Below are 24,847 nucleotides of genomic sequence, written 5' to 3' on the forward strand. Positions count from 1 at the left end.
TTCAGCACTCCATCACTTTGCGCCAGTAGTCGTACATGCCGCGTATCAGGGTTTCGGTCACCATGTGGTCCGTGTTTTCAACTGTGCGGCCCCCCAGTTCGGCCAGCGTGCTGTGCGACGGCTTCTGCCTGAATCCTTCCTGGGAAAATTCGATTACCTCGCCGTCGTCGGCCGATACAAAGCCCCCGGGGCCGAACAGGTTGGCCTGGCGCAACCTGCGGCGCGTCATCTCGGCTGTATCTTCCTCGAAGCCGAAGTGCGTCCAGATGAAGTCGAAGGAGTCGGGGCCTGCGGGCTGAATGTGCCGGGTCGATACCGAATTTACCTGTTGCTGGATGATGACGCTGGGAAACAGGGTAAGCATGACAGCCGTGGGCCCTTTCCACCAGTCTTCCTGCACAACATCGAGCAGACGGTCGTCATGCAGGGTCATCTGCTCCTTGAAGCTGGACACGCCTGCCGTGACGGCTCCTTTGCCGCCCGTACCCCTGGTTGAAATCATGGCCGCGTGGCGGAATTTTTCATCCATTTTCAGCTCGGACTGGTTGTCGGCGCGCCACAGGCCGAAAGTTACGAACCAGGTATGCAGCAGGCCGGGGTGGTAGGGGTCCTTGATGTTTTCCTGCATCAGTTTCCAGTTGCCCGGGATTCTTTGGCGGCTATAGCCCAGGATGGTCAGTTTGCGGCCGTCGAAAACCCGGTCGAAGTAGCCCAGTATGACGGGGCCCAGGTATTCTTCCAGCGATTCGACCGAGTGGTCGAAGGAGGCGAAGATCACACCGTTGCGCAGCGCGACCTTGAGCCTGGTCAACCCGTGGTCGCGGGGATCGAAATCTGCCGGCATGCCGCCGTTGATCTTGCCGTTCTGTTTGACCCCGCGGCGAAAAGGCACCCCCAGCAGATTGCCTTTGAGGTCATAGTTCCATTGATGATAGGGGCAAGTGAAGTCCTGGCGATTGCCGGATTTTTCGCGGCAGAACTGCACGCCGCGGTGGGCGCAGACATTTTCGACGACCTGCACTTCCTGGTCATGGGCGCGCACGAGTATGACCGAGCGTTCGCCGATAGTGGTGCGCTTGAAGTCGCCCGGATTGGGGATTTCGGCCTCCAGGCCCACGTAGTTCCAGTGGGCGGTATAGAAGAAGCGCTCGAGTTCGCGTCGGTATAAGGCGTCGTCGGTATAGGCCCGGAACGGTATTCGGCTGGAGCCCTCTGTGCTCCAGCAAAGCTCAGGACTGGCTGCGTCGGGAAGTGAGTGCATTGTGGTCTCCGGCATCGTTGTGCTTGTTTGGGAAATAATGCACCATTCGAATCTATTTATAAATAGAATTACGTAAATAATATCTATCACTATTAGTGATAATATAAAATCATGGAACTCAAGGACATAGACCTGAATTTGCTGCTTGTCTTCAACGAGCTGCAGCGTTTGCGCAGTGTTTCGCAGGCGGCTCAGGCACTGGGCCTGTCGCAGTCGGCAATCAGCAATGCGCTGAACCGATTGCGCAAGACGATGGGCGATGAATTGTTTGTTCGGGTGTCGCGGGGCATGGCGCCCACGCCCTTTGCCAGCGAGCTGGCCGAACCCGTTGCCCAGGCGCTCGGCACAATCTATTCGTCCCTTAATACATCGCCTGTGTTCCAGCCTGGAACCAGTACGCGCAATTTCACCATTGCCATGTCCGATATCGGCGAAATCTATTTTCTCCCCGAACTGATGCGGCGATTGGCAAAAGCGGCGCCTGGTGTGTCCATCAGTACGGTGCGGGATACCACGACCAGTTTGCGCAATGAAATGGAGAACGGGCAGGTGGATCTGGCGATCGGTTTTTTGCCTGATCTGAACCGCGGCTTTTTTCAGCAAAGGCTGTTCCGCCAGCGCTATGTGTGCGTATTTCGCCGCGGCCACCGGCTGGCCACGAACGGCGTTAGCCTGAAAGCGTTCAAGGCCGCCAGGCGTGTGATGATTGTGGCGGCCGGGACCGGGCACGGCATGGTCGACCAGGCCATACAGCGGGCAGGCCTGGTCGATGACGTGCGTTTGCGCGTACCGCATTTCGTGGCTGTGGGACACATATTGCAAAGCACCGACATGATTGCGGTGGTGCCTCAAGCCTACGCCGAAAGCACGCTCAAGCCTTTCGATCTGATGTTTGCGCCGTGTCCGATCAAGATTCCCGACATCGTCATCAATGTGCTGTGGCACGGCAAGAATCACCGCGAGCCGGGCAATCAGTGGCTGCGCCAATTGATATTCGAAACATTTTCCTTCGGGCCCTAAGCAGGCCCGCGGGCCGGATGGGCTTTGCCCTGGCCTGCGTCATTTGTTTGCGATCAGGAAAAGGCGGCCGGCCAATACGTTTTGACCAGCATGATTACCGCGACCAGCGTTGCTATGCCCGAGAAGCCGATTTGCAGCAGGCGAGAGGGAATATGCGGCGAAGCGAGGCGGCCCAGTATCATTCCCGCCACGGCGGCTCCCACAAAGTTCCAGCCCATGCCGGAAATACGGGTTCCGTGCAGGACTATGCCGGCCACCGTGCTCATCGAGACCAGGGCGATCACGGCGAGCGATGTGGCGACGATGCTGTGCATGTCTATATCGGTATAGCGTTTGAAGGCAGGCACGATGATGAAGCCGCCACCCACTCCCAGCATGCCGGCGAATAGTCCGGTCAAGGCCCCTATGCCCGCCAGTGTGGCGGCGCAGCGCCGCGTCCAGTGCAATTTGCCGGTGGTGGGATTGAGCACGCAAGGCTTCAGTTCCGAAGCCCCGGGCTGGACCGGGTTTTTGATCTGGCGGGCCTGCCGGAACATGCGCCAGGCCACCAGCAGCATAATGGCGCTGAACAGCGTCATGAGGAAAAGGTCGGGAATGATATGGGCCAGCGTAATGCCCAGATGCGAGAACAAGGCACCCAGAATAGCCATCAGCAGGGCTGCCTTGTAGCGGACTATTTTCTTGCTCAGGCCGTCGAGTGTGCCGACCAGGGCGGAAATGCCCACGGCCATCAAGGCTACGGGGGCGGCGCTTGTCATGCTGAAACCCAGGCCTACGACCAGGGCGGGTACGGACAGTATGCCTCCTCCGGCACCCGTCAGCCCCATGACCAGGCCTATGAAAACGCCCAGAAAACTGACTAGGAGCATGGATTTTCCAACCCATGCATACAAACAAGCTCTATTGCAGAATCCATACGGTCGGCCATGTAAGTGCAATCTGGAAAGGAGAGAATGTACAAGGAGGAATTATTATAATTATTTTTGGTTATAAATATATACTTAATTGTTATATTGATTGGGGTTTTAACACAGCATGGGCTTGCCTCTTGCGCAGAACGACCTGTGGCCTCAATATATCAACACCTTTTGTGCCTTACTTCCTAATGAGGTGTTCCATGTTTGCATCGACTCGCGTCTTTCTGGCTGCCACGGCTCTTTGCGGCTTTGTCGCAGCCCCTGTTTTTGCAGCCACGCCAGCCGCATCCGCCGCTCCCACGGCCAAAACGGCTCAGCAGCAGCGCATGACCACTTGCAACAAAGACGCCACCGGGAAAACCGGCGACGCCCGCAAAGCGTTCATGAGTTCCTGCCTGAAAGGCGAAACCGAACCGGCCAAGCCCGCAAATGCGGCGCAAGAACGTATGAAAACCTGCAATGCGGATGCTTCCGCGAAATCGCTCAAGGGCGATGCCCGCAAAGCCTTCATGAGCACTTGCCTGAAGTCCAAATAGCGGTTCCTTGCAAGGTGCGGGCATGGGGAGTTCCCGTGCCCGCACTGGCATGGGCGGCAGGCTTCAGCCCGAGTTGCGCAGTCCTGCCGCAATTCCATTGATGGTCATGTGTATGGCGCGCTGGCTGCGGCTTTCTTCGTTGGCCTCCGTGGTTCTGCGACGTTCCGCGCGGTGGCGTTGCAACAGCTCCACCTGCAAGTGATTGAGCGGATCGATATAGGCAAAACGTTCGCTCAGCGATGCCCGTAGTTGCAGATTGTCGTCCAGCAATTCGCGCTGCGTGACGAGCTTGAACATTTCCAGCGTCAGGGCATGTTCCTGTTCGATGCGTTCAAACACCTTTTCACGCAGTTTCTTGTCGGGCACAAGTTTCGAATACCGCCTGGCAATGGCCAGATCGGTTTTGGCCAGCACCATTTCGGCATTCGACAGCAGCGTATAGAAAAACGGCCAGTCGCGGGCCATGCCGCGCAATTGCGCCAGACGCGCGTCGCGGCTGCCCGGGGTATCGTCGCCTTTGTGTTCCAGGTAGGACAGAATCGCCGAACCCAGGCCGAACCAGCCGGTGAGCATCAGCCGGCATTGGGCCCACGAAAACCCCCACGGTATGGCTCGCAGGTCTTCAATGCGCCGGCTCGGTTTGCGCGCCGATGGCCGCGAGCCGATGTTCAGGCCGGCGATTTCCAGGATAGGCGTCGAAGCGAAAAAATAGTCCGCGAATCCGGGGGTGTGGTAGACCAGATCTCTATACGCTTTTTGTGCGGCGACCGACATCAGGCTCAGTGCGGTTCCGTAGCGGGCCATATTTTCGTCTTCGGTTTGAGAGGCCGATTGATGAGGAGTGAGGCTGGCCTCGAGCGTGGCGGCCACAAGCAGTTCCAGATGCCAGCGCCCGACTTCGGCGTCCTTGTATTTGCTCTGTATGACTTCGCCCTGTTCGGTAAGCCGGATCTGGCCATTGACCGTGCCCGGGGGCTGAGCTAGGATCGCGTCGAAGCTTGATCCGCCGCCGCGCCCGACCGAGCCGCCGCGGCCGTGGAACAGGCGCAGCCGGGTTTTGCGCTTCTTGAAAACCTCGACCAATTGCCGCTCGGCCTGGTAGAGCGACCAGGTCGATGTCAGGAAGCCGCCATCCTTGTTGCTGTCCGAGTAGCCCAGCATGACCTCCTGGATTCCGCCCTGGGTGTGGCGTATGCGCGTTGCCACCTCGGGCAGGTCGAGCCATGCCGCCATGATTTCGGGCCCGCGCTCCAGGTCGGGAATGGTTTCGAACAGAGGCACCACCATCAGTCCGTCATTGAGTCCGGACGTGGCGGCAGCCGGAGCGATCAGGCCGCTTTCCTGTTGCAGCACCAGGACTTCGAGCAAGTCGCTCAGGGTTTCGGTATGCGACACGATGGTCTGTTGTATGGCCTGGCGCCCGTAGCGTTGACGCGCTGCGGCGGCAGCCCGCAGTATGGCCAGTTCTTTTTCGGTTTCGTCCGAATACTGTATCCAGGGAGACACCAGGGGGCGGATTTCCTGGATTTCATTGCGCAGTACGGCGATGCGGTCCGCTTCGCAAAGCGTCGGATAATCGATGGCCTGGCCCTTGAACCGGACTCCTGCCGCCTTGAACAACTCGGCGAGCACGCGTTCGTGCACATCGGAGCTCTGACGCAGGTCCACCGTCGCCAGGTGAAACCCGAAGACGCTGACGGCCTGAATCAAGCCGTTCAGCCGCAATAGACCGATCAGGCCGCTGTGCTGCGTTTCCAGCGAATCGGCGATGACCTGCAGATCGAGCTGGAATTCGGCGGCGCCGGCGTAGGCCGGTGCCGGGTAGGTGGGGCGCAGCGCCAGCGACCGGCCCGTGATGTTCTGGGCCGTAGCGTCGAGCCGGGCATAGAGGTGGATGCAGGCGCGACGATAAGGCTCGTCGGCGCGGTGCGGCGAGGCATCCTGGCTGGCCTGCGCGAGTGCAAGGAGCTCCGGGCTGACGGCGCTGAGCGTTTGCGAGATCGACAGTTCGGTGCCGAGGTCTTTTACTTCCTGCAGGTAATGCTGCAGGACTACCGTGGCTTGCCGCAGCAGCGCCTGTTCCAGGGTTGATGCGTTGACATTGGGATTGCCGTCGCGGTCGCCGCCGATCCAGCTGCCCATGCGCATAAAAGGCGGCAAGGGACTGGCATTGATGTCGAAACTGGAGCGGCCTGGTCGTCGCAGCTTGAGAGCGAGATCCTGGTACAGGCGCGGTATGGCGCTCAGGAAGGTGCTTTGGTAATAGCCCAGGGCGTTGTCTATTTCGTCCAGGACCGTGAGCTTTTGCCGGCGCAGCAGGCGTGTTTGCCAGAGGGTCTCCACCAGGCCGGTAAGCCGCTGCTGCAGCCATTCTTCTTCGGACGAGGTGAGGGTGGTGTCGCGGCGGCTCAGCTGCAGGGCGATTTCGCGGTGCACATCCAGGGTGCTTTTGCGCTGTACCTCGGTGGGGTGCGCCGTCAGTACCGCCATGATGCACGCGTCGCTGAGGTGGCGCTGGATTTTCCCGCTGCTTACGCCTTTGCTTTTCAGGAACTCGAAAGCATGCTGCAGGCTGCCGCGCTGCGGCGCGCTTTCGGTCAGGGCGTAGTGGCGTTGGCGCCGGTTCTGATCGCGGTCTTCGGCGATATTGGACAGATGCAGGAAGTAGGTAAAGGCGCGGATGACCAAGGTGGCATCCTGGCTGGCCAGCTTCTGTATCTGCTTTTCGAGCAGGATGCTGTCTTTGGTCTTGCCTTCGCGGCGAAAGGTAACGGCGGCGCGGCGCAGCCTTTCGATAACGTCGTAAATTGGCTTGCCTTCACATTCTTTAATGACTTCGCCGAGTATTTTTCCGAGCAGCCGTATGTCGGTACGCAAGTGGGACGACGGTTCCGTGTTGCTGGGGGCGGGCAAGTTCACTGGGACTCCTTGGTTGGATGGGGTTATGCAAGCAGGCGCCGGGCGCAAGCGCTAACTATACGATAGCTTGAGCCTTTTCCTCAAAAACGCCGGTACTTCGGGGCTGATTCGCGCAACGGCGCCAAGACGATTATCATATTCAGCCTTTAATTCCTTTTCTTTCTACCAGAGAACTTCAATGCCGCAATATCGTTCCCGTACCTCGACCCAAGGCCGCAACATGGCTGGCGCCCGCGCTCTGTGGCGTGCGACCGGCATGCAGGATGGCGATTTCGAAAAACCCATTATTGCGGTGGTGAACTCGTTTACCCAATTCGTACCGGGTCATGTGCACTTGAAAGACATGGGTCAATTGGTGGCCAGGCAAATCGAAGCGGCCGGCGGCGTGGCCAAGGAATTCAATACGATCGCGGTCGACGACGGTATCGCCATGGGTCACGGAGGCATGCTGTATTCGCTGCCGTCGCGCGAACTTATTGCCGATTCGGTGGAATACATGGTCAATGCGCATTGCGCCGACGCCATGGTGTGCATTTCCAATTGCGACAAAATCACCCCGGGGATGCTGATGGCTGCGATGCGCCTCAATATCCCTGTTGTGTTCGTATCGGGTGGCCCGATGGAGGCCGGGAAGATTGTTGAAGCGGGCACCCAGAAAGTACTGATGAAGCTCGATTTGGTCGACGCCATGATCAAGGCCGCCGATTCAAAGGTGAGCGATGCCGAGGCGGCCGAGGTTGAACGCAACGCCTGTCCGACTTGCGGTTCGTGCTCGGGCATGTTCACGGCGAACTCCATGAATTGCCTGGCCGAGGCCCTGGGCCTGGCCTTGCCGGGCAACGGAACCGTGGTGGCCACGCATGCGCGCCGCAAGAGCCTGTTCGAAAAAGCCGGTACGCTGATTGTCGATTTGGCCAAGCGTTATTACGAGCAGGACGATGCGTCGGTATTGCCGCGCAGCATTGCCACGTACCAGGCCTTTGAAAATGCCATGACGCTGGATGTCTCGATGGGCGGTTCGACCAATACGGTGCTGCATTTGCTGGCCGCGGCCCAAGAGGCGGGTGTTGATTTCACGATGTCCGATATCGATCGTATTTCGCGCAAGGTGCCTTGCGTGTGCAAGGTGGCGCCGGCAACGGACAAGTTTCATATCGAAGATGTGCATCGTGCCGGCGGCATATTGGGTATTTTGGGCGAGTTGTCGCGTGCCGGCCTGCTCAACGAAGACGCGGGCAATGTGCATAGCGGCACCTTGGGCCAGGCGATTCGCGACTGGGACGTGAATGGCGGTTCGGCCAGCGCGGAAGTCCATGAGTTTTTCAAGGCTGCGCCGGGCGGGGTCCGCACGCAGGTGGCATTCAGCCAGAATCGTCATTTCGAGCAGTTGGATCTGGATCGGCAGAAGGGCTGTATCCGTTCCAAGGAGCATGCGTATTCGCAAGATGGCGGGCTGGCTGTGCTGTACGGTAACCTGGCGCCCAAGGGCTGCATCGTGAAGACGGCGGGCGTCGATGAAAGCATACTCAAGTTTACTGGCATTGCGCGTGTGTTCGAAAGCCAGGAGGCTTCGGTTGAGGGCATTCTGGGCGGCGCCGTCAAGGCGGGCGATGTGGTGGTGATTCGCTACGAGGGGCCCAAGGGTGGGCCTGGCATGCAGGAGATGCTGTACCCGACGTCGTATCTGAAATCGAAGGGTTTGGGGGCGTGCTCGGCTTTGTTTACCGATGGGCGTTTTTCGGGCGGATCGTCGGGCCTGGTCATTGGCCATGCTTCGCCCGAAGCGGCCGAAGGCGGCAATATTGGCTTGGTCAATGATGGCGATGCGATTGAAATCGATATCCCGAATCGGTCGATCAATCTGGCCATCAGCAATGAGGAGCTCGCCCGGCGTCGCGCTGAAATGGAGGCCCGCGGCGACAAGGCCTGGCAGCCGGTGGATAGGGAACGTGTTGTGTCGCAGGCCTTGAAGGCCTACGCTGCGATGGCGACCTCCGCCGATCGCGGCGCGGTGCGGGATGTGTCGCAGTTGAATGGCGGTCGGCGGTAAGCGCCGGCGGGTCTGTGGGTTGCTCGTCATTCGCGTTTTTTAGTGTTATTTAGTGTTCTTAAGGCGCGGGGGTGGCGGCCCGGGCAGAGTGGAGCTCGCATCGTCCGGTCCTGGCTGCGCCAGGACTGCCCGCGGCCGGCGCCTGGATCGGGCGGTCGCGGAACTCGCGTCGTCCACAGCCCCCCGGGCTGTGGACACCCTTGACGCTCAGACAACCGCTCCCTTGCATCCCGATCCAGGTGCCGGCCGCGGCGGACTCAAGCTCGCTCACCCTGCCTGGGCCGCCACCCCCGCTTGCGTTGGGGTTTTTTGGGCGATCGCAAACCTGCGTTTTTGCGTGCTTGTGGGCTGATATCACAATGAGCTATCGCATAAAGGCCATTCCAACAGATCCCCCCAACACATTGTCATCACATTGTTCGTGTCTTGCTTTCGGGCCGCCAGACTGCGACCAGTCCATTCGCCTGCAAGTCCTTGGTCACTTTGTGGGCCGGGCATATCGTGGTGAAAAGGAGTAATGTAAAACCGATGCGTGCCCCCATAAGGGCTGTTGCCGCATTCAACCCCGATTGAGTCGAGAATGGAAATGAGTCGAACGCACAGTTATAACATTCAGGTGAACTGGACTGGAAACAAGGGCGAGGGAACAACCGCGTATAGGTCTTATGAACGCAGCCACACCCTGAGTTCGGCTGGAAAGCCGGATATAGCGGGTTCGTCCGATGCGCATTTTCTGGGCGATGCCCAGCGGTGGAATCCGGAAGACCTGCTTGTCGGCTCAATTAGCGCCTGTCATCAGCTTTGGTACCTGCATCTATGCGCGGATGCGGGCATTGCCGTTCTGGCTTATGCCGATGAGGCGCAGGGCATCATGCAGGAAGATCCGGATCGCGGGGGTTTTTTTACGCAAATCACCTTGAGGCCCAAGGTGAGAATCCGGCGCGGCGACAATGCGCAGTTGGCGGCCAGTTTGCACGAGCGGGCGCATCATTTCTGCTTTATCGCCAATTCCGTCAATTTTCCCGTTATGTGCGAGCCGACGATCGAGTCCGAGTCTTGACTCCCGAACCTGCTACCGGCGTTACCCGCCTGTGGCGCTGCGCGCGCCGGGTTCCGGCTAGGCCGCGTTTGAAAAACTTGCATTCCGGTGCCACACTCTAGCCTCCCAGGAGATAAATATGAATAAAGCCAAGCGTCTACGATCCGCGAATATTACTCAGGGCTCGGCCCGCGCGCCGAATCGTTCCATGTATTACGCCCTGGGCTATAAGGAAGAGGATTTTGCCAAGCCCATGGTGGGCGTGGCCAATGGCCACAGCACCATCACGCCTTGCAATAGCGGCTTGCAGAAGCTGGCCGATGCCGCCATTGCCGCCATCGAGGAGGCGGGCGGGAACGCCCAGGTATTTGGTACGCCGACAATTTCCGATGGCATGGCCATGGGCACTGAGGGCATGAAGTATTCGCTGGTGTCGCGCGAGGTCATCGCCGATTGTGTCGAAACCTGTGTGCAGGGCCAGTGGATGGACGGGGTGCTGGTGATCGGCGGCTGCGACAAAAACATGCCGGGCGGCATGATGGGCATGCTGCGCGCCAATGTACCGGCTATTTATGTCTATGGCGGCACGATTCTTCCGGGCCGTTATAAAAACCAGGATCTGAACATCGTCAGCGTATTCGAGGCGGTGGGCGAGAATTCGGCGGGCCGCATGAGCGACGAAGAGCTAAGGCAGATCGAGCTGCATGCCATACCAGGCAGCGGTTCGTGCGGCGGCATGTATACCGCCAACACCATGAGCTCCGCCTTCGAAGCGCTGGGCATGAGCCTGCCTTATTCATCCACCATGGCCAATGTGCACGATGAAAAAACCGGCTCGGCGGCGGAATCGGCCAAAACCCTGATCCGTGCGATCGAGCTCGATCTCAAGCCGCGCGATATCGTTACGCGGGCCTCCATCGAGAATGCCGTCAGCGTCGTCATGGCGACGGGCGGCTCCACCAATGCCGTGCTGCATCTATTGGCGATCGCCCATGCGGCGGATGTGCAGTGGACCATCGACGACTTCGAGCGTGTGCGCCAGCGCGTGCCGGTCATCTGCGACCTGAAGCCCAGCGGCAAGTACCTGGCTGTCGATCTGCATCGCGCCGGCGGCATTCCGCAAGTCATGAAAATCCTGTTGAACGCGGGTTTGCTCAATGGCGACTGCATGACGATTACCGGGAAGACGATGGCGGAGACCTTGAAGGACATACCCGATGCGCCGTCCGCGGATCAGGACGTCATTCATACCCTGGACAAGGCGCTGTACGCCAAGGGCCACTTGGCCATACTCAAGGGCAATCTGTCGCCGGAAGGGGCGGTGGCCAAAATTACCGGGCTTAAAAATCCGGTCATGACCGGACCCGCCAGGGTCTTCGAAGACGAGCAGTCCGGACTCAAGGCCATATTGGATGGCAAGATCAAGGCCGGCGATGTCATGGTGTTGCGTTACCTCGGCCCCAAGGGCGGCCCCGGCATGCCTGAAATGCTCGCGCCCACGGGCGCTTTGGTAGGGGCCGGCCTGGGCGATTCGGTGGGCCTGATCACTGACGGCCGTTTTTCGGGAGGCACCTGGGGCATGGTGGTCGGGCATGTCGCGCCTGAGGCGGCCGTGGGTGGCTGCATAGCGCTGGTGCGCGAGGGCGATTCCATTACCATCGACGCTCATCGGCTGCTGTTGCAACTGAACGTTCCCGAAGAAGAGATCAAGGCGCGTCGTGCCGCCTGGCAGGCCCCGGCACCGCGCTATACGCGCGGAGTGCAGGCCAAGTTCGCGTTCAATGCATCCACGGCCAGCACGGGGGCGGTGCTGGACAATTTCTAGGGTTCAGTGTTTTTCGTCTGATGGCGGGGCGGTGGGCAAATATGGCCGCCAGCTCCGCCGTTCAGTCTTTGCTCAATCCTAATTTGTATTCAATATTGTGCACCAGGCCCAGCAGGCGCGGCCCCAGGTCTTTTTCCAGCCGGCTCCGATCGGTGGCGTAGCTTGGAACTGTCAGGTTGAATGCCAGGGACATGCCGTTTACCTTTCCTTTCATGGGGACTGCGACGGCGGCCAGGGTTGGCCTCCAGTCGCCGGCTACGACGCAGAACCCCAGCGTATCTATTTCCGAAAAAGCGGTATCCAGTCCAGGGCGGAATTTTTCCCAGTCGTCGGGATAAGCTTGCTGCAAGCGCTTGAGGATCAGCGCCCGTTCTGGCTTGTCCTGGCAATATAGAAGCGCTCTGCCAATGGCCGTACGCAGGAACGGGCGGGTTGAGCCGACGCCGGGCTTGGTGTCGTTGGACTCCTGGTCCTGCACGGTTTCGACGTAGACCACTTGGAAGCGATCGCGTGCACCCACCGAAACCGGGCCATGGGCATAGCGGGCCAGTTCCAGCATGGCGGGGGCCGCGACCTGACGGATTGTCAGTTGGGAAAGCAAGGGATAGCCCAACGACAATACCGCGGGTCCTAGCGAGTACTTGCTTGTTTGACGGTCGCGCCGCAGATAACCCAGCCCCACCAAGGTGAATGTCAATCGGGAAACCGTGGGTCTCGACATCGCCAATTGCTCCGCGATGTCCTTGTTGCCCAGGGTTCCCGCGCCATTGGCGAAGCAACCCAGAACGGCCAGCCCGTTAGCCAAGGTGGACGCAAACTGTGGATGGGCCCGCAACGCCGCGCTATCTAAAAATTCGGGCCGGTCTTTTTCCTGTTCCGCCATCTGGGCTCCTTGATTTGATTCTTGACATATTAGCGAATCGCAACAATAATTCAATTCAAATAAATGAAATTAAATTCCAATTAATGGAATTAAACTCCGTAGAGCATCAATTAATATGAATCGATCCGCTTCGTCGTCCTTCAGCGGCCAGCCGCTTTTTTCTTTTGTCGTTGTCGCCGACACCCACGTCAACGAGAGCGATGGCGTGTCCAGTTCGCCGTATCGCACCAACCAGTTGGCCAATGAGCGTGCGCGCCATGTCTTTCTGGACATTGCCGCCATGGAACCGGCGCCGAAGTTTGTCGTGCATTTGGGCGATATCGTGCATCCCGTACCATCGCTGCCGACATTCCAGGATGCCGTGGCCTGCTTCAAGGACATTGCCAGTCCGCTAACGGTGCCGGTGCATCTGGTGCCCGGCAACCATGACGTGGGTGACAAGCATGTGGATTGGATGCCGGCGGACCAGGTGTGCGAGGCGTTTCTCGAGACATATCGAGCAGCTTTCGGCCAGGATTATTTTGCGTTCGACGAGGGGGATTTGCGCTTTGTCATTATCAATTCGCTATTGCTGAATTCCGGCTTGCCCGATGAAGAGCGCCAAAAACATTGGCTCCAGCGGCAGGTCACGGAAGCCGGCGGCAAACGTGTCTTTCTTTTCATGCATTACCCGCCCTATATTTATTCCACTGATGAGCGTGGCAGCTACGACAATGTCGATGAGCCTGGCCGGAGCTGGCTGCTCGAGTTGTTGCGCCAGCCTCAGGTGGAAGCCGTTTTCGCCGGCCATGTGCATAATTTCTGGTACGACCGAATAGGCCAGGCAGAGTTCTATATGCTGCCTTCCACTGCTTTTCTGCGCCACGATTTTTCCGAGTTCTACCGAGTGGCTCCCAGTGTCGAGTTTGGCCGGGGCGATGTCGACAAATTCGGTTATTTCGTGGTGGACGTATTCGCCAACGGCCATGTCGCTTATTCGATCCGCACCATGGGCGCCCAGGCCAAAGCCGGAACGACCCGCATTGCCCGGCCGTCCCGCTTCCTGGCGCATCCCAAGACGTCTTCCTTCAATAATGTCGGTGTCGAACTGCGGCACCCCTGGGCGGAAAGCATGCAGATCACCGCCACGGGCGGAGTGCAGGAGTTCGGCCGGAAATGGGCGCGCAACGATTACCCGCTGCTGGCCTTGTGGGAAATGGGCGCGCGCCTCTCCAAAGTGCCCGATCTGGATCTGGCCGAGATTGAATCCCGGGAACGCATGCGGCTCATGGCCCGGATGGGCCATCAATACATCGTTACTTCGCTGGGGGCGCCCAAGCCCGGTCTCTTGTCGCTGGATATGGCGGCATGCGGTGTGGCCGCATTCGAGGTCAATGCCACGCTGGATGGTTTTGAGCGGCAGCGCGGCACCTTGCGGGCCATCCGCTCGGAGACCGGCGTCGGGATTTATTATTCGAAGATCCTCAGTGCCGATCTTTCTCATTACGATGGCACGCATTTCAGTCATTTCGTCAAAGCCGGTTTCACACTCGATGAACTGGCCGTGCACCGCGAATTCATTGTCGCCGCGCTCCATGCGGGCGATATCGACGGGGTCACGGTACGCATAGAGGCGGATCAGGAGCTTGTGCCGGCGGCCCTGCGACTCATGGAATTCAGCCGCGATACGGGCTGCCATGTGCTTGCGTCGCTCAAGCTCAGCGGCCCCAGCCTTGCCATTGAACGCGCGGACGATCTTGCTGTGGCGGCCAGTGTTGCGCAGGCCATGATCCTTTCCAAGGCTTCGTCGGCTATCCGCTATGTCTACGATACGTTCATGGACGTCGATCGCGGCTATTTCCCCCGGCATGCTTTTATCGACCGGCGCTTCAATCCGCGCATTGCCGCCAGCGTTTTTACTACGCTCAATGCACTGCTTTCCGGCGCCGCAAGCATTGCTCTGGAAGAGAACATCCCGAATGCGGGCGGTTCGCTTGTATTCAGTGCCGGCGCCAACCGCTATGCGCTGATCTGTGCGAAAACGGGGCAAGCCCTCGATCTGCTCAAAACGCTTCCACCGGCCTGCATTGCCCACGACTTGGCCTCGGGCTTGCGGCAAACGATTGAAACTGAAATAGACATGCTCGAAAGTGCAGAGGCCGCGAAGGCTGATGAATTGCAGTTGCTGTTGATTTTGCTTGAATGAAGGCGCATTACTGGATCTCAATTTATCGGAGAATACCTATGCAGTGTCGTTCTATAGCCCTGGCCTTGCTGCTGGGCATGCTATTTGTTTCGCCCGCCAGCCGGGCCGCTTATCCGGATAAACCCGTCAAGCTTCTGGTCGGCTATGCGCCAGGCGGGTCCACCGACATTGTGGCCCGCCTGCTCGCCAAGGTCCTGACTCAAAAATGGCGGCAGTCCGTAGTGGTTGAAAACAAGACCGGCGCAAGCGGCATGATTGCCGCCGAACAGACGGTCCACGCCGCTCCTGATGGCTACACGCTGTTGCTTGGATACACTCCGGAGGTCTCGCTCAACAAGCTGGTGTTCAAGCGCATGCACTACGACCCCATCACCGATTTGTCGGCCTTGGCTCTGGTTGCCTCGGCGCCCCTGGTTCTTGTCAGCGGGCCCAAGCTGCATGCCAGGAACTTGAAGGAGTTGCTGACACACAAAGGGTCGCAGCGGCAGATCAGCTATGGGTCGCCGGGCGTGGGCGGCCAGCAGCACATGGCGGGAGAGATGCTGGGGCGCCTCACTGGCCTGCCGCTGATGCATGTGCCATACCGCGGCACTTCTCTTGCGGTCAACGATCTGCTGGGTGGCCAGATCGATTTGTTTTTTGCAACCACGCCGCCGCTGCTCCAGCACATCCGCGCCGGCAAGCTGTGGCCCATTCTGGTGGCCGGGCCCAAGCGTGAAAAATTATTGCCCAATGTGCCCACGGCCGTGGAACTGGGTTTGCCGCGGCTGCAGCTTACGAACTGGTTCGGTGTGTTCGGGCCCAAGGATTTACCGGCGGAACTGGCCGGCAGGATCAGCGACGATGTGATGGCGGTGTTCAAAGATCCGGGCTTTGTGAAATCTCTGGAAGACCAGGGGCTGACGCCTACGCCCTTGCAAGGCGCTGCCTTCAAGGATTTCATAGGCGCCGAGATGAAGAAGTATCAGGAGATCGTCGCGGAAACCGGAATATCGGTGCAATAAGCCTGTCGCACCCGGGGCGCTGGAGCCCCTGCTGCCTTGCCTGGCAAGGCGCCGGACTGCCTGAAGAAAGAGGGTCGGAAGAAACGCTAAATGGATTTTCCGGCCCATTGCATAGTGCCGAGCCAGTCGGTCAGGAAGCCCAGAAATGTCCGGACGCGCGCGGGCATATTCTTGCGGCTGGGGAACACGGCATAAATTTCCAGCTCGGTGGGTTGATACTCGGGCAATACTATTTGAAGGCGGCCGTCTTTCAGGTCCTGGTCCACCATGTAGCGGGGATGCATTGAAATGCCGTGGCCGAGCAAAGCAGCGTGGCGCAATGGTTCGCCGAAGTTGGCGCGAATGGTTCCTTGCACCTGAACCGCTACGTTTCCCCCTGGGCCGGTGAATTTCCACGAATTGGTAGGGGATTTGAGCGAATGCACCATGCAGTCGTGGCTGGCCAGCCCCAGCACCGACTGGGGGTGGCCGCGCCGTTTCAGGTAGCCCGCCGAAGCCACCAGCACTTGCGGAACGATAGCCAGCCGGTGTGCGATCTGGCTGGTATCCTTCAACGATGGTGTAATGCGAATCAACATATCCAGCCCTTCGGTCACCAGATCGGCCCTGCCGTCGTCCAGATACATGATCACGCGGATATCCGGGTGGACGTCGGCGAAAGCGGTAATGGCGGGAACCAGATGATGGGCGCCGAATGAAGGAGGCGTGCCAACGCGCAGGGTACCCTTGAGTTCCTTCACCGACATCTGCAAGCGTGCTTCTATGCTGTCGACATGTTCAAGCAGGCTTCGGCCGTTCTCCAGCAGCGACAGGCCGGCCTCGGTCAGGCTTACGCTTTTTGTGGTTCGGGTCAGCAGCTGGACCCCCAATGACTTTTCCAGCCATATCACGTGTTTGGTGACATTGCTCTTTGCTATTCCCAATCGTTGGGCGGCCGCCGAAAAGCTCAACTGCTGCGCCACTTCGATAAATATTTCAATGCTGCGTAGCCTATCCATTTTGGCTCCATAGTTTCCATTTCAAGAATAATATATTCCTGATTTGGTTCTATGCATACAGGAATAGGGTCACTATACTGCCGTCTCACTGTTTCTATTTTAGATACTATGGCGCCAGGCGGCAAAGGAGATCGCGGACAGATGGCAGGTGTCGATTTCACGCATCAGGCACTTCGCACCCGCCTGGTTTGCAGACCGGGAGCCGCCCTCGCCCTGGCCGACGAACTGGCGCATCTTGGGTGCCGGCGACCTTTGATACTGACCAGCAAAAGCATGCGTGCCCACAGTTTGTATGCCGACCTTCTGCTTTTGTTGTCCGATGTGGCGGTAGCTGAATTCGACAATATTCCCCAGCACTCCGATCTGGAAATGATTGGCCGAGTCACAGAGCGGATGAATTTTCATGAGGCCGATTGCGTGGTTGCTGTGGGTGGGGGAAGCGTATCCGACAGCGCGAAGGCCGCGGCATTGCTGTTTGCGGAAGGCGGCACACTGCGCGATCTGGCATCGCGCTTCATCTTGCCGGCCACGATTGTGGCGCCCGATCTGCTGCGCCCGAAGGTTCCAATCATCTCGATCCCAACGACGGCTTCGGCCGCCGAGGTGACTCCGTCTTTCGGCGTGCGTACGCCCGAGGGTGAAAAGCTGCTGTTCTGGGATCCACAACTTGCCAGTCGCGTCATTTTGCTGGATGCGAAGCTGAATCTGTCGATTCCCGCGCCGCTCATGCTGGCCACAGGCATGAACGGCCTGGCCCATTGCCTGGAAGGCTTGTACTCGACAAGCCGGTCGCCGATTTCCACCTCTCTGGCGTTGGAAGGGATAAGGCGGTTCGACCATGCATTGCGCGCCGTGGCTCGCGATCCGGAATCAATTGAGTACCGTGTCGAGTTGCTGGTGGCTGCGCATTTATCCGGCATGGTTCTGGCTTCCGCGCGCAGCTGTCTGCATCATGCGGTGTGCCATGTGATTGGAGCCACATGCGGAGTGCCTCATGGTCTTGCCAATACGGTCATGCTGCCGCACACCGTGCGTTTCAATCAGAGCGCGGCGCCGGATTGCCTGAGCCCGATCGAGGCCGTTCTGGGTGAATCCTTATCGGCATTGCCGCCAGGTGATGACGGGTTTTTATTTTCCTGGCTTGCCAATCTGCAGGCGGAATGCCGCCTGCCTGGCAGCCTGCGCGATATTGGCGTGGCCCGGGAGGCATTGCCCGATATTGCGCGAAAAACAATGCATGAGCGCGGCCTGGCTTTCAATCCGCGTCCGGTCAATAAGCCGGACGACATTGAAGCCATTCTTGACGCCGCGTGGTAGCAGCCGTTCCATCGCAAACCATCGCAGTAGCCGGAGGTATTTCATGAAGGTCACAAAAAGCGGAGCAAGCCTGGGGGCCCGGGTCGAGGGCCTCGATCTGTCCGCCGCGCTTGCGCCGGAAGATTTCGCTGAAATTGAAAAACTGCTGGGGGCTTTCGGCGTCCTGTTTTTTCCGGCGCAGCATATTTCGGCTGTGCAGCTCAAAACGTTTGCCCAGAATTTCGGCACGCTGGAGGTAAATGTTGCGAACAGCTATCAAGAGCCGGGATTGCCCGAAGTGATGACTTTGTCGAATATTGTCGAAAACGGCAAGCCGATAGGCCTGAGCGACGCGGGGCAGGACTGGCATACCGATATGTCGTATAGCAAGCTGATTGCCTTCGTGAATATTCTGTACGGCATGCAGATTCCGCATCGGGATGGCGAACCCTTGGGTTGTACGGAGTTCTGCAATATGCATGCGGCCTACGAGGCATTGCCGCAAGAGCTGAAAGTACGGCTCGAAGGCATGACAGTCCTGCACGATTTCAACAAGTTCTGGGAAATGATGCGGCGTGAAAAGGGGAGCAGCCGCCCACCCCTGACCGAGGCCCAGCGTCTGGCGCGACCGCCTGTTTCGCATCCCATTTTCATGGTGCATCCGATCAGCGGCAGGAAGGTGCTCTACGCCAATCCAGGCTACTCGATACGAATCAATGAAATGCCTCAAGAGGAAAGCGATCGCATGCTGGAGTTCCTGTTCGCCCATCAGACTCAGGAGGCCTTTCGTTATCGGCATCGCTGGACTGTCGGCGATGTACTGATGTGGGACAACATGGGCACGATACACAATGCCGTTGCGGACTACACGCCGGACGAGCACCGCTTGATCAAGCGCTGCCAGGTGGCCGCCGACCGTTACTTTCCGGAGGCGGCATGAAACTGGTCAGCTATCGGGGCGACGGCGAGGCACCCAGAACAGGGGTGGTGCTGGAGGCCGGCATTCTTGATGTGAGCGAATGGATTGCCGCCCAGGCTGTATCGGGCAGCACACAGGAACATTGCCTGCGCAGCGGCCACCCGGCCGCCTCGGGCGGCATGCTTCGGCTGCTTCAAGGCGGGGCTGACGTCATGCGGAGTCTTCACGTGCACGTCGAGCAGTGCCAGGCCCAGGCGGCGACCCGCTATCAAACGCTGGAATCCGTTCGCTTGTACCCGCCCGTTCCGCGGCCCGGGAAGGTGGTGGCGGTGGGCAGGAATTACGCGGATCATGCGAAGGAGACAGGCGTTGCGCCCTTTGAGAAGCCGCGGATTATTGGCAAGCTTGCCTCATGCCTGAGCTCGCCCGGCGCGATTGTCGCATGTCCGGACGGCGTGAAGAAACTGGATTTCGAGGCCGAGCTCGCGGTTGTCATCGGCGACTATGGGTATTGCGTTCCCGAGTCGCGGGCCCTGGAATGGGTGGCCGGCTATTCTGTGTTGAACGATCTCAGTGCGCGTGAATTCCAGTTCGATATTTCCCCGCCGCAGACAACATTCGCCAAGAGCATGGACGGTTTCTGCCCGATGGGGCCGTGGCTGCTTACCTCGGACGAGATCGGCGACCCGCAGTCATTGATGGTATCGAGCTGGGTAAACGGCGTGCTGAAACAGCAGGCCGGTACGCGCGACATGCTGTTTCCGGTTGCCACGCTGGTTGCCTACATTTCGCGCTTCATGACGCTCGAACCAGGCGATGTATTGGCGACTGGAACACCCGCGGGCAGCGGCGCTTTCCGTACGCCGCCTGAATATCTGCAAGCGGGAGATCGAGTCAGGCTGGAGGTGTCGGGCGTAGGTGTGCTGGAACACAGCATTGCTTAGCAAGAAGCAGCAGATAAATTAAATCAAAAGGAAGAGACAAATGAAGACACTTATTGCATTGCTGGCCACCTTGGCCATGAGCCTATCCGCTTCCGGAGCGAGTGCGAAGGATTTTCCCGACGGACCCATACACATGATCGTAGGCTACTCGGCGGGAGGGCCTACCGATGTCATCGCCCGCCTGATTGCCAAGAGCATGACGGCGACACTGGGGCAGTCGGTCGTTGTCGAGAACCGGACCGGGGCGGTTTCGATGATTGCCACGCGCGATGTGGCGCGTGCGGCGCCCGATGGCTATACGCTGTTGTTCACCTCCTTGTCCCTTAACGTCAATCCCCTGCTGCTGGGAGAAAAAGCTGGCTACGATCCCAAGGATTTTGCACCGATTTCCCTGGTTGCAACCTTGCCGCTCGTTGCCGTCACGCGTTACGACTCCCCGGTCAAGTCGATCAAAGAACTGATCGACAAGGCGCGGGCCAAGCCCGGCGCGGTGACCTTCGGGTCTTCGGGCGTAGGCGGTTCGGCGCATCTGGCCGCGGCGATGATGGGCATTATGGCGAAGGTGAAAATGCTGCATGTGCCTTTTCGCGGCAATGCGCCGGCCCTGGCGGAGGTCATGGCGGGTCGTGTGGATTTCATGTTCTATCCAAGCATAGGCATATCCAATTATGTAAACCAAAAACGGCTTAGAGTGCTTGCCGTGGGCACGGCCAAGCCGCTTGCCGATTTTCCCGGTGTGCCAACCATGAATCACGAAGGTTTCCCGGGGTTTGAACTCACCGCCCCGTGGGTGGGTTTGCTGGCACCAGCCAAGACGCCGGCCAAGATTGTCGCGCAGTTGAACAAGGCTGTTGTCGAAGCGCTGAAAGATCCCGAGATCCAGAAGCGGCTGCACGACCTGGGAGCCATCACGCAGAGCGATACGCCGCAAGAGTTCCGCAATTACCTCAACAAGGATAAAGAGCGCTGGGCGCACGTTATCAAAGCGGCCGATATAAAGATCGACGCGAAATGAGCGATGGGCGGGCGATGGCGCGAAGGCTGGCTGGTGCTCGTTCGATTGACGACCTCCGCCGCCTGGCGCAGCGGCGGCTGCCTCGCGCCATCTTCGATTTCTTCGATGGCGGTGCGGAAGACGAAATCGTTCTGCGCGATAATCGGGACGCGTTTGGGCGGGTCCGGCTTATGCCGCGCACGCTTGTCGATGTATCGACCATTGACTTCGGCGTGGAACTGCTTGCCGCCTCTGCCTCTTTGCCCATGGCGGTTGCGCCCACAGGTGCGGCCGGGTACGGCTGGCCGAACGGCGATATCGCCATTGCACGGGCTGCCGTCGCCGCCGGTATTCCCTATACTTTATCGACCTCGGCGACGGCTTCGATTGAAGAAGTGGCCCGCCAGGCGCCTGGCAGGCTCTGGTTCCAGGCCTATATCCTACGCGATGGCGCAGCGCTGGCAGGCTTGATCGAACGGGCACGAGCGGCCGATTACGAAGCGCTCATGATCACCGTGGATCTGCCCGTGGGCGGAAAGCGCGAGCGCGATTTCCGCAACCATCTGTCTTTCCCATTTCATTTCACACCGCGCAATGTGCTGGATTTCGCCTGCCACCCGCGATGGTCGCTGGCCTTGCTGCGCAATGGCATGCCGGTTGTCGAGAATCTGAAAAACCTGCGGCCAGCGCCGGCCGATAGCGCTAATAAAGCCGCGTCGTCTGTAGGGCGGTATTACGATCCTTCTTTCGATTGGTCGCGTCTGCAGCAATTGCGTGACGCGTGGCCTCGCAAGCTTATCGTGAAGGGCGTGCTTTGCCCCGATGATGCCCGTCGGCTGTCGGCGATGGGTTGCGATGCCATCGTTGTGTCCAACCATGGCGGACGCCAGCTTGACTGCGTCCCTGCCTCCCTGAACGCCTTGTCGGCGGTTGTCCGGGCCGTTGAGGGGCGAACGCCCGTCCTGATCGATGGCGGGGTTCGCCGCGGCAGCGATATTTTCAAGGCCCGGGCCCTGGGCGCGCAAGGAGTGCTGATCGGGCGCGCGACTCTTTATGGTGTTGCGGCGGCGGGCCAGTGCGGCGCCGCGCGCGCCATCGACATCCTGCGCGAGGAATTCGTCCGGACCATGCAGCTTTGCGGCGTGCCGCATGCCAATCAGATTGGGCCGTCGGCGTTGTTTGCATAGGGGTAGAGGCCAGGCTCTTGCCTTACAGATACGGCCCCGGCCCGCACGCATGATTCAACAGTGCCTGCCGCCGGTTATCAAGGCGCGCTTTCCATTTTGTCTTCGAATTTGCGTTTCAGGATTTCGTAGACGTGCAGGGTCAAGGGGCTGATGGTGTCTTTGCGCGTCCACAAGTAATAGCTGACAGGTGCCAAAGGCGGCAGGCCGTCGGACTCTCCCAGCACGCGCATATCCGCTTCCAGCAGTTCGACACTGCGGGCCGTGATGCCCAGCCCCGCGCGGACGGCGGCCTTGATGCCGATCAGGGTAGGGGCCAGGTAGTTGATATGCCACTCCAGCTTGGTCTGTTCCAGCGCCATCAGGGCGGTTTTGCGGAATATGCTGGGCTCGTCGGCCAGGATCAACGGCACGGGGGCCCGCTTGTTGTGGACATAGTCGGCGGCGCACAGCCAGGCGGTGGGCGAGGTGCGCAAGATTATTCCATTGAGGTTTTTTTGATAGCGCGTGGATATGGTCAGGTCGAGATCGCCCGATTCCAGGGCGCTCATCAGGAATGGGCTGCGGTCTACGCGGATTTCCAGGCGCACTTTCGGCGCGTAGCGCGCAATATGAGTCAGGGCGGACGGCAGGATGGTGTCGGCCACGTCTTGCGGGGCACCCAGCCGTACGTCTCCTTCCATCGGCTGTTGCCCTATGGTGCGCAAGGCTTCGTCGTTGATGGCCAGCAGGCGCCGCCCGTATCCGGCCAGCTTGCTGCCTTGCGGCGTCAAAACACGGCGCCGGCCCTTTTTTTCGAACAAGGGGAAGCCTATCAATGATTCAAGGCGCTGCATCTGCTGCGTGACGGCGGACTGGGTTTTGAACAATTCATTTGCCGCGCCAGAAAATGTATTAGCTTTTTCTATGGTTACCAAGGTGCGCAACAAATCAAGGTCCAGATTTCTCATAGGGAAATCCCTTATAAAACAAAGAATATAAACAGCCTCTCATAGATAATACATTAGTATTACTTATGTGTTTTTTATAATTATTAATTTGTTAGAGTAGCCATACCCGCCTATATTTTCGTTCATTAAAGGAGATCTACATGACTCACGCTGCAGAAAGATCGGCCGCCGTCGGCCGCTTTATCGATACCGCAAAACACACCGCCGCCAAGGAAGTGACCCGCCAGGATCTGGACGTGATCCTGACTGCCCTGATCGATCTGGCTTCGCACAAGAAATGGTGGTCGGATGAATATTTTCCAGGCCCTGAAGAGGGCGAGTTGCAGGCGCGCTACCTGATTCATGAAGAGCCCGACAGCACGTATGCGCTTTACCTGAATGTCATGAAGCCGGGGAAACTGATTCATCCCCACAACCACACGACCTGGGCCTGTATCGCGGCGGTCCAGGGCACCGAGAACAATTATCTCTACGACCGGGTCGACGATGGCTCACAACCCGGCGCGGCCAAGCTGTCGCTGGTGAAGAAACACCCCGTATCGCCCGGTGGCGGCATTGCGTTGCTGGCCGACGATATCCATTCGGTAAGGATCGAAGACGAGACAGGCATCCGTCATCTGCACATGTATGGTCTGGCGCTCGAGAAACTGAAAGAACGCCTGGTCTTCGACACCGAAAACAATACCTATAAGCTGATGACGGTCGGCGTCCAGACCAAACGGAGCGCTGCGTAATGTCGGAGCGTTCCCGCGCGACTGCGCTGACCCGGCTTGGCCGGCCCGACACGGGCTGGGCCAATACGCCGATAGTCAAAGGCAGCACGTATTTATACGACAACCTCGAACACTGGCGCAGCACCCGGATCAAGCGCGAGCATGAGCGCCAGCTGTCTTATGGGGCGCGCGGCAACGAAACGGTCTATGCGCTGGAAGACGCTGTTGCCGCGCTGGAGCGCGGACATCGGGCCAAGTTGTTCCCGACCGGGCTGGCGGCCATTTCGATCACTCTGCTGGCCTACCTCAAGTCGGGCGATCATGTCCTGATCTCCGACTCGGCTTATGAGCCGGTGAAGAAGTTCTGCACTACCCAGTTGGCCCATTACGGCATCACCTTCGGCTACTTCAGCGCCGTCGACGACGATTGGGCCTCATGCCTGCAAACCAATACCCGCATGATCTATGTCGAATCGCCGGGTTCGCTGCTGTACGACATGCTGGATCTTCCCGCCATGGCCGCCGTATGCCGGCAGCGCAACATTCTGTTGTGCGCCGACAATACCTGGGGTTCGTGCCTGAATTACCAACCTTTGAACCTGGGGGCCGATATCTCGATTGTCGCGGCCACCAAGTATCTGGGCGGTCACTCGGACGTGATGATGGGCGCCGTAACGACGACGCAGGCGGCTTTCCAGGCGATCGAGACAGCCAGTGTCAATTTTGGCCAGACAGTGTCCGCCGAAGACGCCTTTTTGGTTTTACGCGGCATGCGCACTCTCGAACTGCGCCTGCAGCGGCATGCGCAAAGCGCCTTGAACCTTGCAGGCTGGCTGGCCTGTCAGCCGGCGGTTCGCGCGGTCTTTCATCCGGCATTGCCGGGCGATCGCAACCATGCCTTGTGGCAGCGGGACTGCCAGGGCAGCAATGGCTTGCTGTCGCTGGAGCTGCGGCCCGGGCTCTCCATCGATGCCATTGAAAAGGCTGTCGACCAGATGGAAATCTTCGGCATTGGGGCTTCGTGGGGCGGATATGAAAGCCTGGTCCTGCCGATCGACGCCAGGAAAACACGGCTCGACCATGCCGATGCCGGTTATCTGCTAAGGCTGCACATAGGCCTGGAAGACGCGGAAGACTTGAAGGCCGATCTGGGAAAAATGCTGGTCTCGGTTCAATAGTTCTGCTGGTCTCGGTTCAATAATTCACCCAC

The 24,847-nt window shown here is 59.0% G+C and carries 20 protein-coding genes; 14 read left to right on the plus strand and 6 right to left on the minus strand.

Annotated elements, in window-relative coordinates; translation table 11 throughout:
• Window position 1: 1 nt before the first annotated feature.
• Window positions 2-1,261 carry an aromatic ring-hydroxylating dioxygenase subunit alpha gene (locus LSG25_RS18565; RefSeq protein ID WP_232742354.1) on the minus strand — a complete coding sequence of 420 codons (1,260 nt, stop codon included), beginning with the start codon at window positions 1,259-1,261 and terminating at the stop codon, window positions 2-4.
• A 111-nt stretch (window positions 1,262-1,372) separates the two neighbouring features.
• On the opposite strand from LSG25_RS18565, the gene LSG25_RS18570 reads away from it, so the two are divergent.
• On the plus strand, window positions 1,373-2,281 hold the full coding sequence (locus LSG25_RS18570; RefSeq protein ID WP_232742355.1) for a LysR family transcriptional regulator: 909 nt from the start codon (window positions 1,373-1,375) through the stop codon (window positions 2,279-2,281).
• A gap of 53 nt (window positions 2,282-2,334) precedes the next feature.
• Here the strand turns inward: LSG25_RS18570 and LSG25_RS18575 are convergent, their stop codons facing one another.
• Window positions 2,335-3,150: a sulfite exporter TauE/SafE family protein gene (locus LSG25_RS18575; protein ID WP_232742356.1), complete on the minus strand. Its 816-nt coding sequence runs from the start codon at window positions 3,148-3,150 to the stop codon at window positions 2,335-2,337.
• A gap of 248 nt (window positions 3,151-3,398) precedes the next feature.
• On the opposite strand from LSG25_RS18575, the gene LSG25_RS18580 reads away from it, so the two are divergent.
• Window positions 3,399-3,734: a PsiF family protein gene (locus tag LSG25_RS18580; protein WP_232742357.1), complete on the plus strand. Its 336-nt coding sequence runs from the start codon at window positions 3,399-3,401 to the stop codon at window positions 3,732-3,734.
• Between the two features lie 63 nt (window positions 3,735-3,797).
• On the opposite strand, the gene ppc is transcribed toward LSG25_RS18580, so the two are convergent.
• Window positions 3,798-6,653, minus strand: a complete 2,856-nt coding sequence (ppc, locus tag LSG25_RS18585; RefSeq protein WP_232742358.1) for a phosphoenolpyruvate carboxylase — start codon at window positions 6,651-6,653, stop codon at window positions 3,798-3,800.
• A gap of 178 nt (window positions 6,654-6,831) precedes the next feature.
• Between ppc and ilvD (LSG25_RS18590) the strand changes: the two genes are divergently transcribed.
• From ilvD (LSG25_RS18590) to ilvD (LSG25_RS18600), 3 genes are all read left to right on the plus strand, one after another.
• On the plus strand, window positions 6,832-8,703 hold the full coding sequence (gene ilvD / locus LSG25_RS18590; RefSeq protein WP_232742359.1) for a dihydroxy-acid dehydratase: 1,872 nt from the start codon (window positions 6,832-6,834) through the stop codon (window positions 8,701-8,703).
• A gap of 586 nt (window positions 8,704-9,289) precedes the next feature.
• Complete coding sequence (locus tag LSG25_RS18595) at window positions 9,290-9,763, plus strand: OsmC family protein (protein WP_232742360.1); 474 nt, start codon at window positions 9,290-9,292, stop codon at window positions 9,761-9,763.
• A 118-nt stretch (window positions 9,764-9,881) separates the two neighbouring features.
• Window positions 9,882-11,567: a dihydroxy-acid dehydratase gene (gene ilvD / locus LSG25_RS18600; RefSeq protein ID WP_232742361.1), complete on the plus strand. Its 1,686-nt coding sequence runs from the start codon at window positions 9,882-9,884 to the stop codon at window positions 11,565-11,567.
• A gap of 61 nt (window positions 11,568-11,628) precedes the next feature.
• Here the strand turns inward: ilvD (LSG25_RS18600) and LSG25_RS18605 are convergent, their stop codons facing one another.
• Window positions 11,629-12,450 carry an IclR family transcriptional regulator gene (locus LSG25_RS18605; protein WP_232742362.1) on the minus strand — a complete coding sequence of 274 codons (822 nt, stop codon included), beginning with the start codon at window positions 12,448-12,450 and terminating at the stop codon, window positions 11,629-11,631.
• Between the two features lie 115 nt (window positions 12,451-12,565).
• Here LSG25_RS18605 and LSG25_RS18610 point away from each other — a divergent pair, with 115 nt between their 5' ends.
• The gene (locus tag LSG25_RS18610) at window positions 12,566-14,635 is read left to right on the plus strand and encodes a metallophosphoesterase (RefSeq protein ID WP_232742363.1); all 2,070 of its coding nucleotides are present in this window, start codon (window positions 12,566-12,568) and stop codon (window positions 14,633-14,635) included.
• A gap of 38 nt (window positions 14,636-14,673) precedes the next feature.
• Window positions 14,674-15,639 (plus strand): tripartite tricarboxylate transporter substrate binding protein, encoded by a 966-nt coding sequence (locus tag LSG25_RS18615; RefSeq protein WP_232742364.1) that lies wholly within the window; start codon window positions 14,674-14,676, stop codon window positions 15,637-15,639.
• 86 nt (window positions 15,640-15,725) lie between these two features.
• On the opposite strand, the gene LSG25_RS18620 is transcribed toward LSG25_RS18615, so the two are convergent.
• Window positions 15,726-16,637 (minus strand): LysR family transcriptional regulator, encoded by a 912-nt coding sequence (locus tag LSG25_RS18620; RefSeq protein ID WP_232742365.1) that lies wholly within the window; start codon window positions 16,635-16,637, stop codon window positions 15,726-15,728.
• A gap of 141 nt (window positions 16,638-16,778) precedes the next feature.
• Here LSG25_RS18620 and LSG25_RS18625 point away from each other — a divergent pair, with 141 nt between their 5' ends.
• From LSG25_RS18625 to LSG25_RS18645, 5 genes are read left to right on the plus strand one after another with little or no spacing between them, the layout of a single operon-like run.
• A complete protein-coding gene (locus LSG25_RS18625) occupies window positions 16,779-17,954 on the plus strand; it encodes an iron-containing alcohol dehydrogenase family protein (RefSeq protein ID WP_232742366.1) in 1,176 nt (391 codons plus the stop codon).
• 43 nt (window positions 17,955-17,997) lie between these two features.
• Window positions 17,998-18,873, plus strand: coding sequence for a TauD/TfdA family dioxygenase (locus LSG25_RS18630; RefSeq protein ID WP_232742367.1), 876 nt, complete (start codon window positions 17,998-18,000; stop codon window positions 18,871-18,873).
• Window positions 18,870-19,796: a fumarylacetoacetate hydrolase family protein gene (locus LSG25_RS18635; protein ID WP_232742368.1), complete on the plus strand. Its 927-nt coding sequence runs from the start codon at window positions 18,870-18,872 to the stop codon at window positions 19,794-19,796. Before LSG25_RS18630 ends, LSG25_RS18635 begins: the two co-directional genes overlap by 4 nt.
• Before the next feature lie 40 nt (window positions 19,797-19,836).
• Entirely contained in the window at window positions 19,837-20,811 is a 975-nt protein-coding gene (locus LSG25_RS18640; protein ID WP_232742369.1) for a tripartite tricarboxylate transporter substrate binding protein, read from the plus strand.
• On the plus strand, window positions 20,808-21,977 hold the full coding sequence (locus LSG25_RS18645) for an alpha-hydroxy acid oxidase (protein ID WP_232742370.1): 1,170 nt from the start codon (window positions 20,808-20,810) through the stop codon (window positions 21,975-21,977). Before LSG25_RS18640 ends, LSG25_RS18645 begins: the two co-directional genes overlap by 4 nt.
• 77 nt (window positions 21,978-22,054) lie before the next feature.
• Here LSG25_RS18645 and LSG25_RS18650 read toward each other — a convergent pair whose 3' ends face one another.
• Window positions 22,055-22,924, minus strand: coding sequence for a LysR substrate-binding domain-containing protein (locus LSG25_RS18650; RefSeq protein ID WP_232742371.1), 870 nt, complete (start codon window positions 22,922-22,924; stop codon window positions 22,055-22,057).
• A gap of 140 nt (window positions 22,925-23,064) precedes the next feature.
• Between LSG25_RS18650 and LSG25_RS18655 the strand changes: the two genes are divergently transcribed.
• Together LSG25_RS18655 and metC are read left to right on the plus strand one after the other, a co-directional pair.
• Window positions 23,065-23,658, plus strand: a complete 594-nt coding sequence (locus tag LSG25_RS18655; protein ID WP_232742372.1) for a hypothetical protein — start codon at window positions 23,065-23,067, stop codon at window positions 23,656-23,658.
• Window positions 23,658-24,815 carry a cystathionine beta-lyase gene (metC, locus tag LSG25_RS18660; protein ID WP_232742373.1) on the plus strand — a complete coding sequence of 386 codons (1,158 nt, stop codon included), beginning with the start codon at window positions 23,658-23,660 and terminating at the stop codon, window positions 24,813-24,815. Before LSG25_RS18655 ends, metC begins: the two co-directional genes overlap by 1 nt.
• Window positions 24,816-24,847: the final 32 nt, after the last annotated feature.

This window comes from Paralcaligenes sp. KSB-10 (assembly GCF_021266465.1).
GTDB lineage: Bacteria > Pseudomonadota > Gammaproteobacteria > Burkholderiales > Burkholderiaceae_B.

Bases quoted from the DNA above. Each gene is read 5' to 3' on its own strand.
- LSG25_RS18580 (WP_232742357.1), top strand. From the start codon at position 3,399: ATGTTTGCATCGACTCGCGTCTTTCTGGCTGCCACGGCTCTTTGCGGC.
- LSG25_RS18565 (WP_232742354.1), bottom strand. From the start codon at position 1,261: ATGCACTCACTTCCCGACGCAGCCAGTCCTGAGCTTTGCTGGAGCACA.
- LSG25_RS18640 (WP_232742369.1), top strand. From the start codon at position 19,837: ATGAAGACACTTATTGCATTGCTGGCCACCTTGGCCATGAGCCTATCC.
- LSG25_RS18610 (WP_232742363.1), top strand. From the start codon at position 12,566: ATGAATCGATCCGCTTCGTCGTCCTTCAGCGGCCAGCCGCTTTTTTCT.
- LSG25_RS18635 (WP_232742368.1), top strand. From the start codon at position 18,870: ATGAAACTGGTCAGCTATCGGGGCGACGGCGAGGCACCCAGAACAGGG.
- LSG25_RS18570 (WP_232742355.1), top strand. From the start codon at position 1,373: ATGGAACTCAAGGACATAGACCTGAATTTGCTGCTTGTCTTCAACGAG.
- LSG25_RS18630 (WP_232742367.1), top strand. From the start codon at position 17,998: ATGAAGGTCACAAAAAGCGGAGCAAGCCTGGGGGCCCGGGTCGAGGGC.
- LSG25_RS18615 (WP_232742364.1), top strand. From the start codon at position 14,674: ATGCAGTGTCGTTCTATAGCCCTGGCCTTGCTGCTGGGCATGCTATTT.
- LSG25_RS18605 (WP_232742362.1), bottom strand. From the start codon at position 12,450: ATGGCGGAACAGGAAAAAGACCGGCCCGAATTTTTAGATAGCGCGGCG.
- ilvD (WP_232742359.1), top strand. From the start codon at position 6,832: ATGCCGCAATATCGTTCCCGTACCTCGACCCAAGGCCGCAACATGGCT.
- LSG25_RS18655 (WP_232742372.1), top strand. From the start codon at position 23,065: ATGACTCACGCTGCAGAAAGATCGGCCGCCGTCGGCCGCTTTATCGAT.
- LSG25_RS18620 (WP_232742365.1), bottom strand. From the start codon at position 16,637: ATGGATAGGCTACGCAGCATTGAAATATTTATCGAAGTGGCGCAGCAG.
- LSG25_RS18595 (WP_232742360.1), top strand. From the start codon at position 9,290: ATGAGTCGAACGCACAGTTATAACATTCAGGTGAACTGGACTGGAAAC.
- ilvD (WP_232742361.1), top strand. From the start codon at position 9,882: ATGAATAAAGCCAAGCGTCTACGATCCGCGAATATTACTCAGGGCTCG.
- metC (WP_232742373.1), top strand. From the start codon at position 23,658: ATGTCGGAGCGTTCCCGCGCGACTGCGCTGACCCGGCTTGGCCGGCCC.
- LSG25_RS18650 (WP_232742371.1), bottom strand. From the start codon at position 22,924: ATGAGAAATCTGGACCTTGATTTGTTGCGCACCTTGGTAACCATAGAA.
- LSG25_RS18645 (WP_232742370.1), top strand. From the start codon at position 20,808: ATGAGCGATGGGCGGGCGATGGCGCGAAGGCTGGCTGGTGCTCGTTCG.
- LSG25_RS18625 (WP_232742366.1), top strand. From the start codon at position 16,779: ATGGCAGGTGTCGATTTCACGCATCAGGCACTTCGCACCCGCCTGGTT.
- LSG25_RS18575 (WP_232742356.1), bottom strand. From the start codon at position 3,150: ATGCTCCTAGTCAGTTTTCTGGGCGTTTTCATAGGCCTGGTCATGGGG.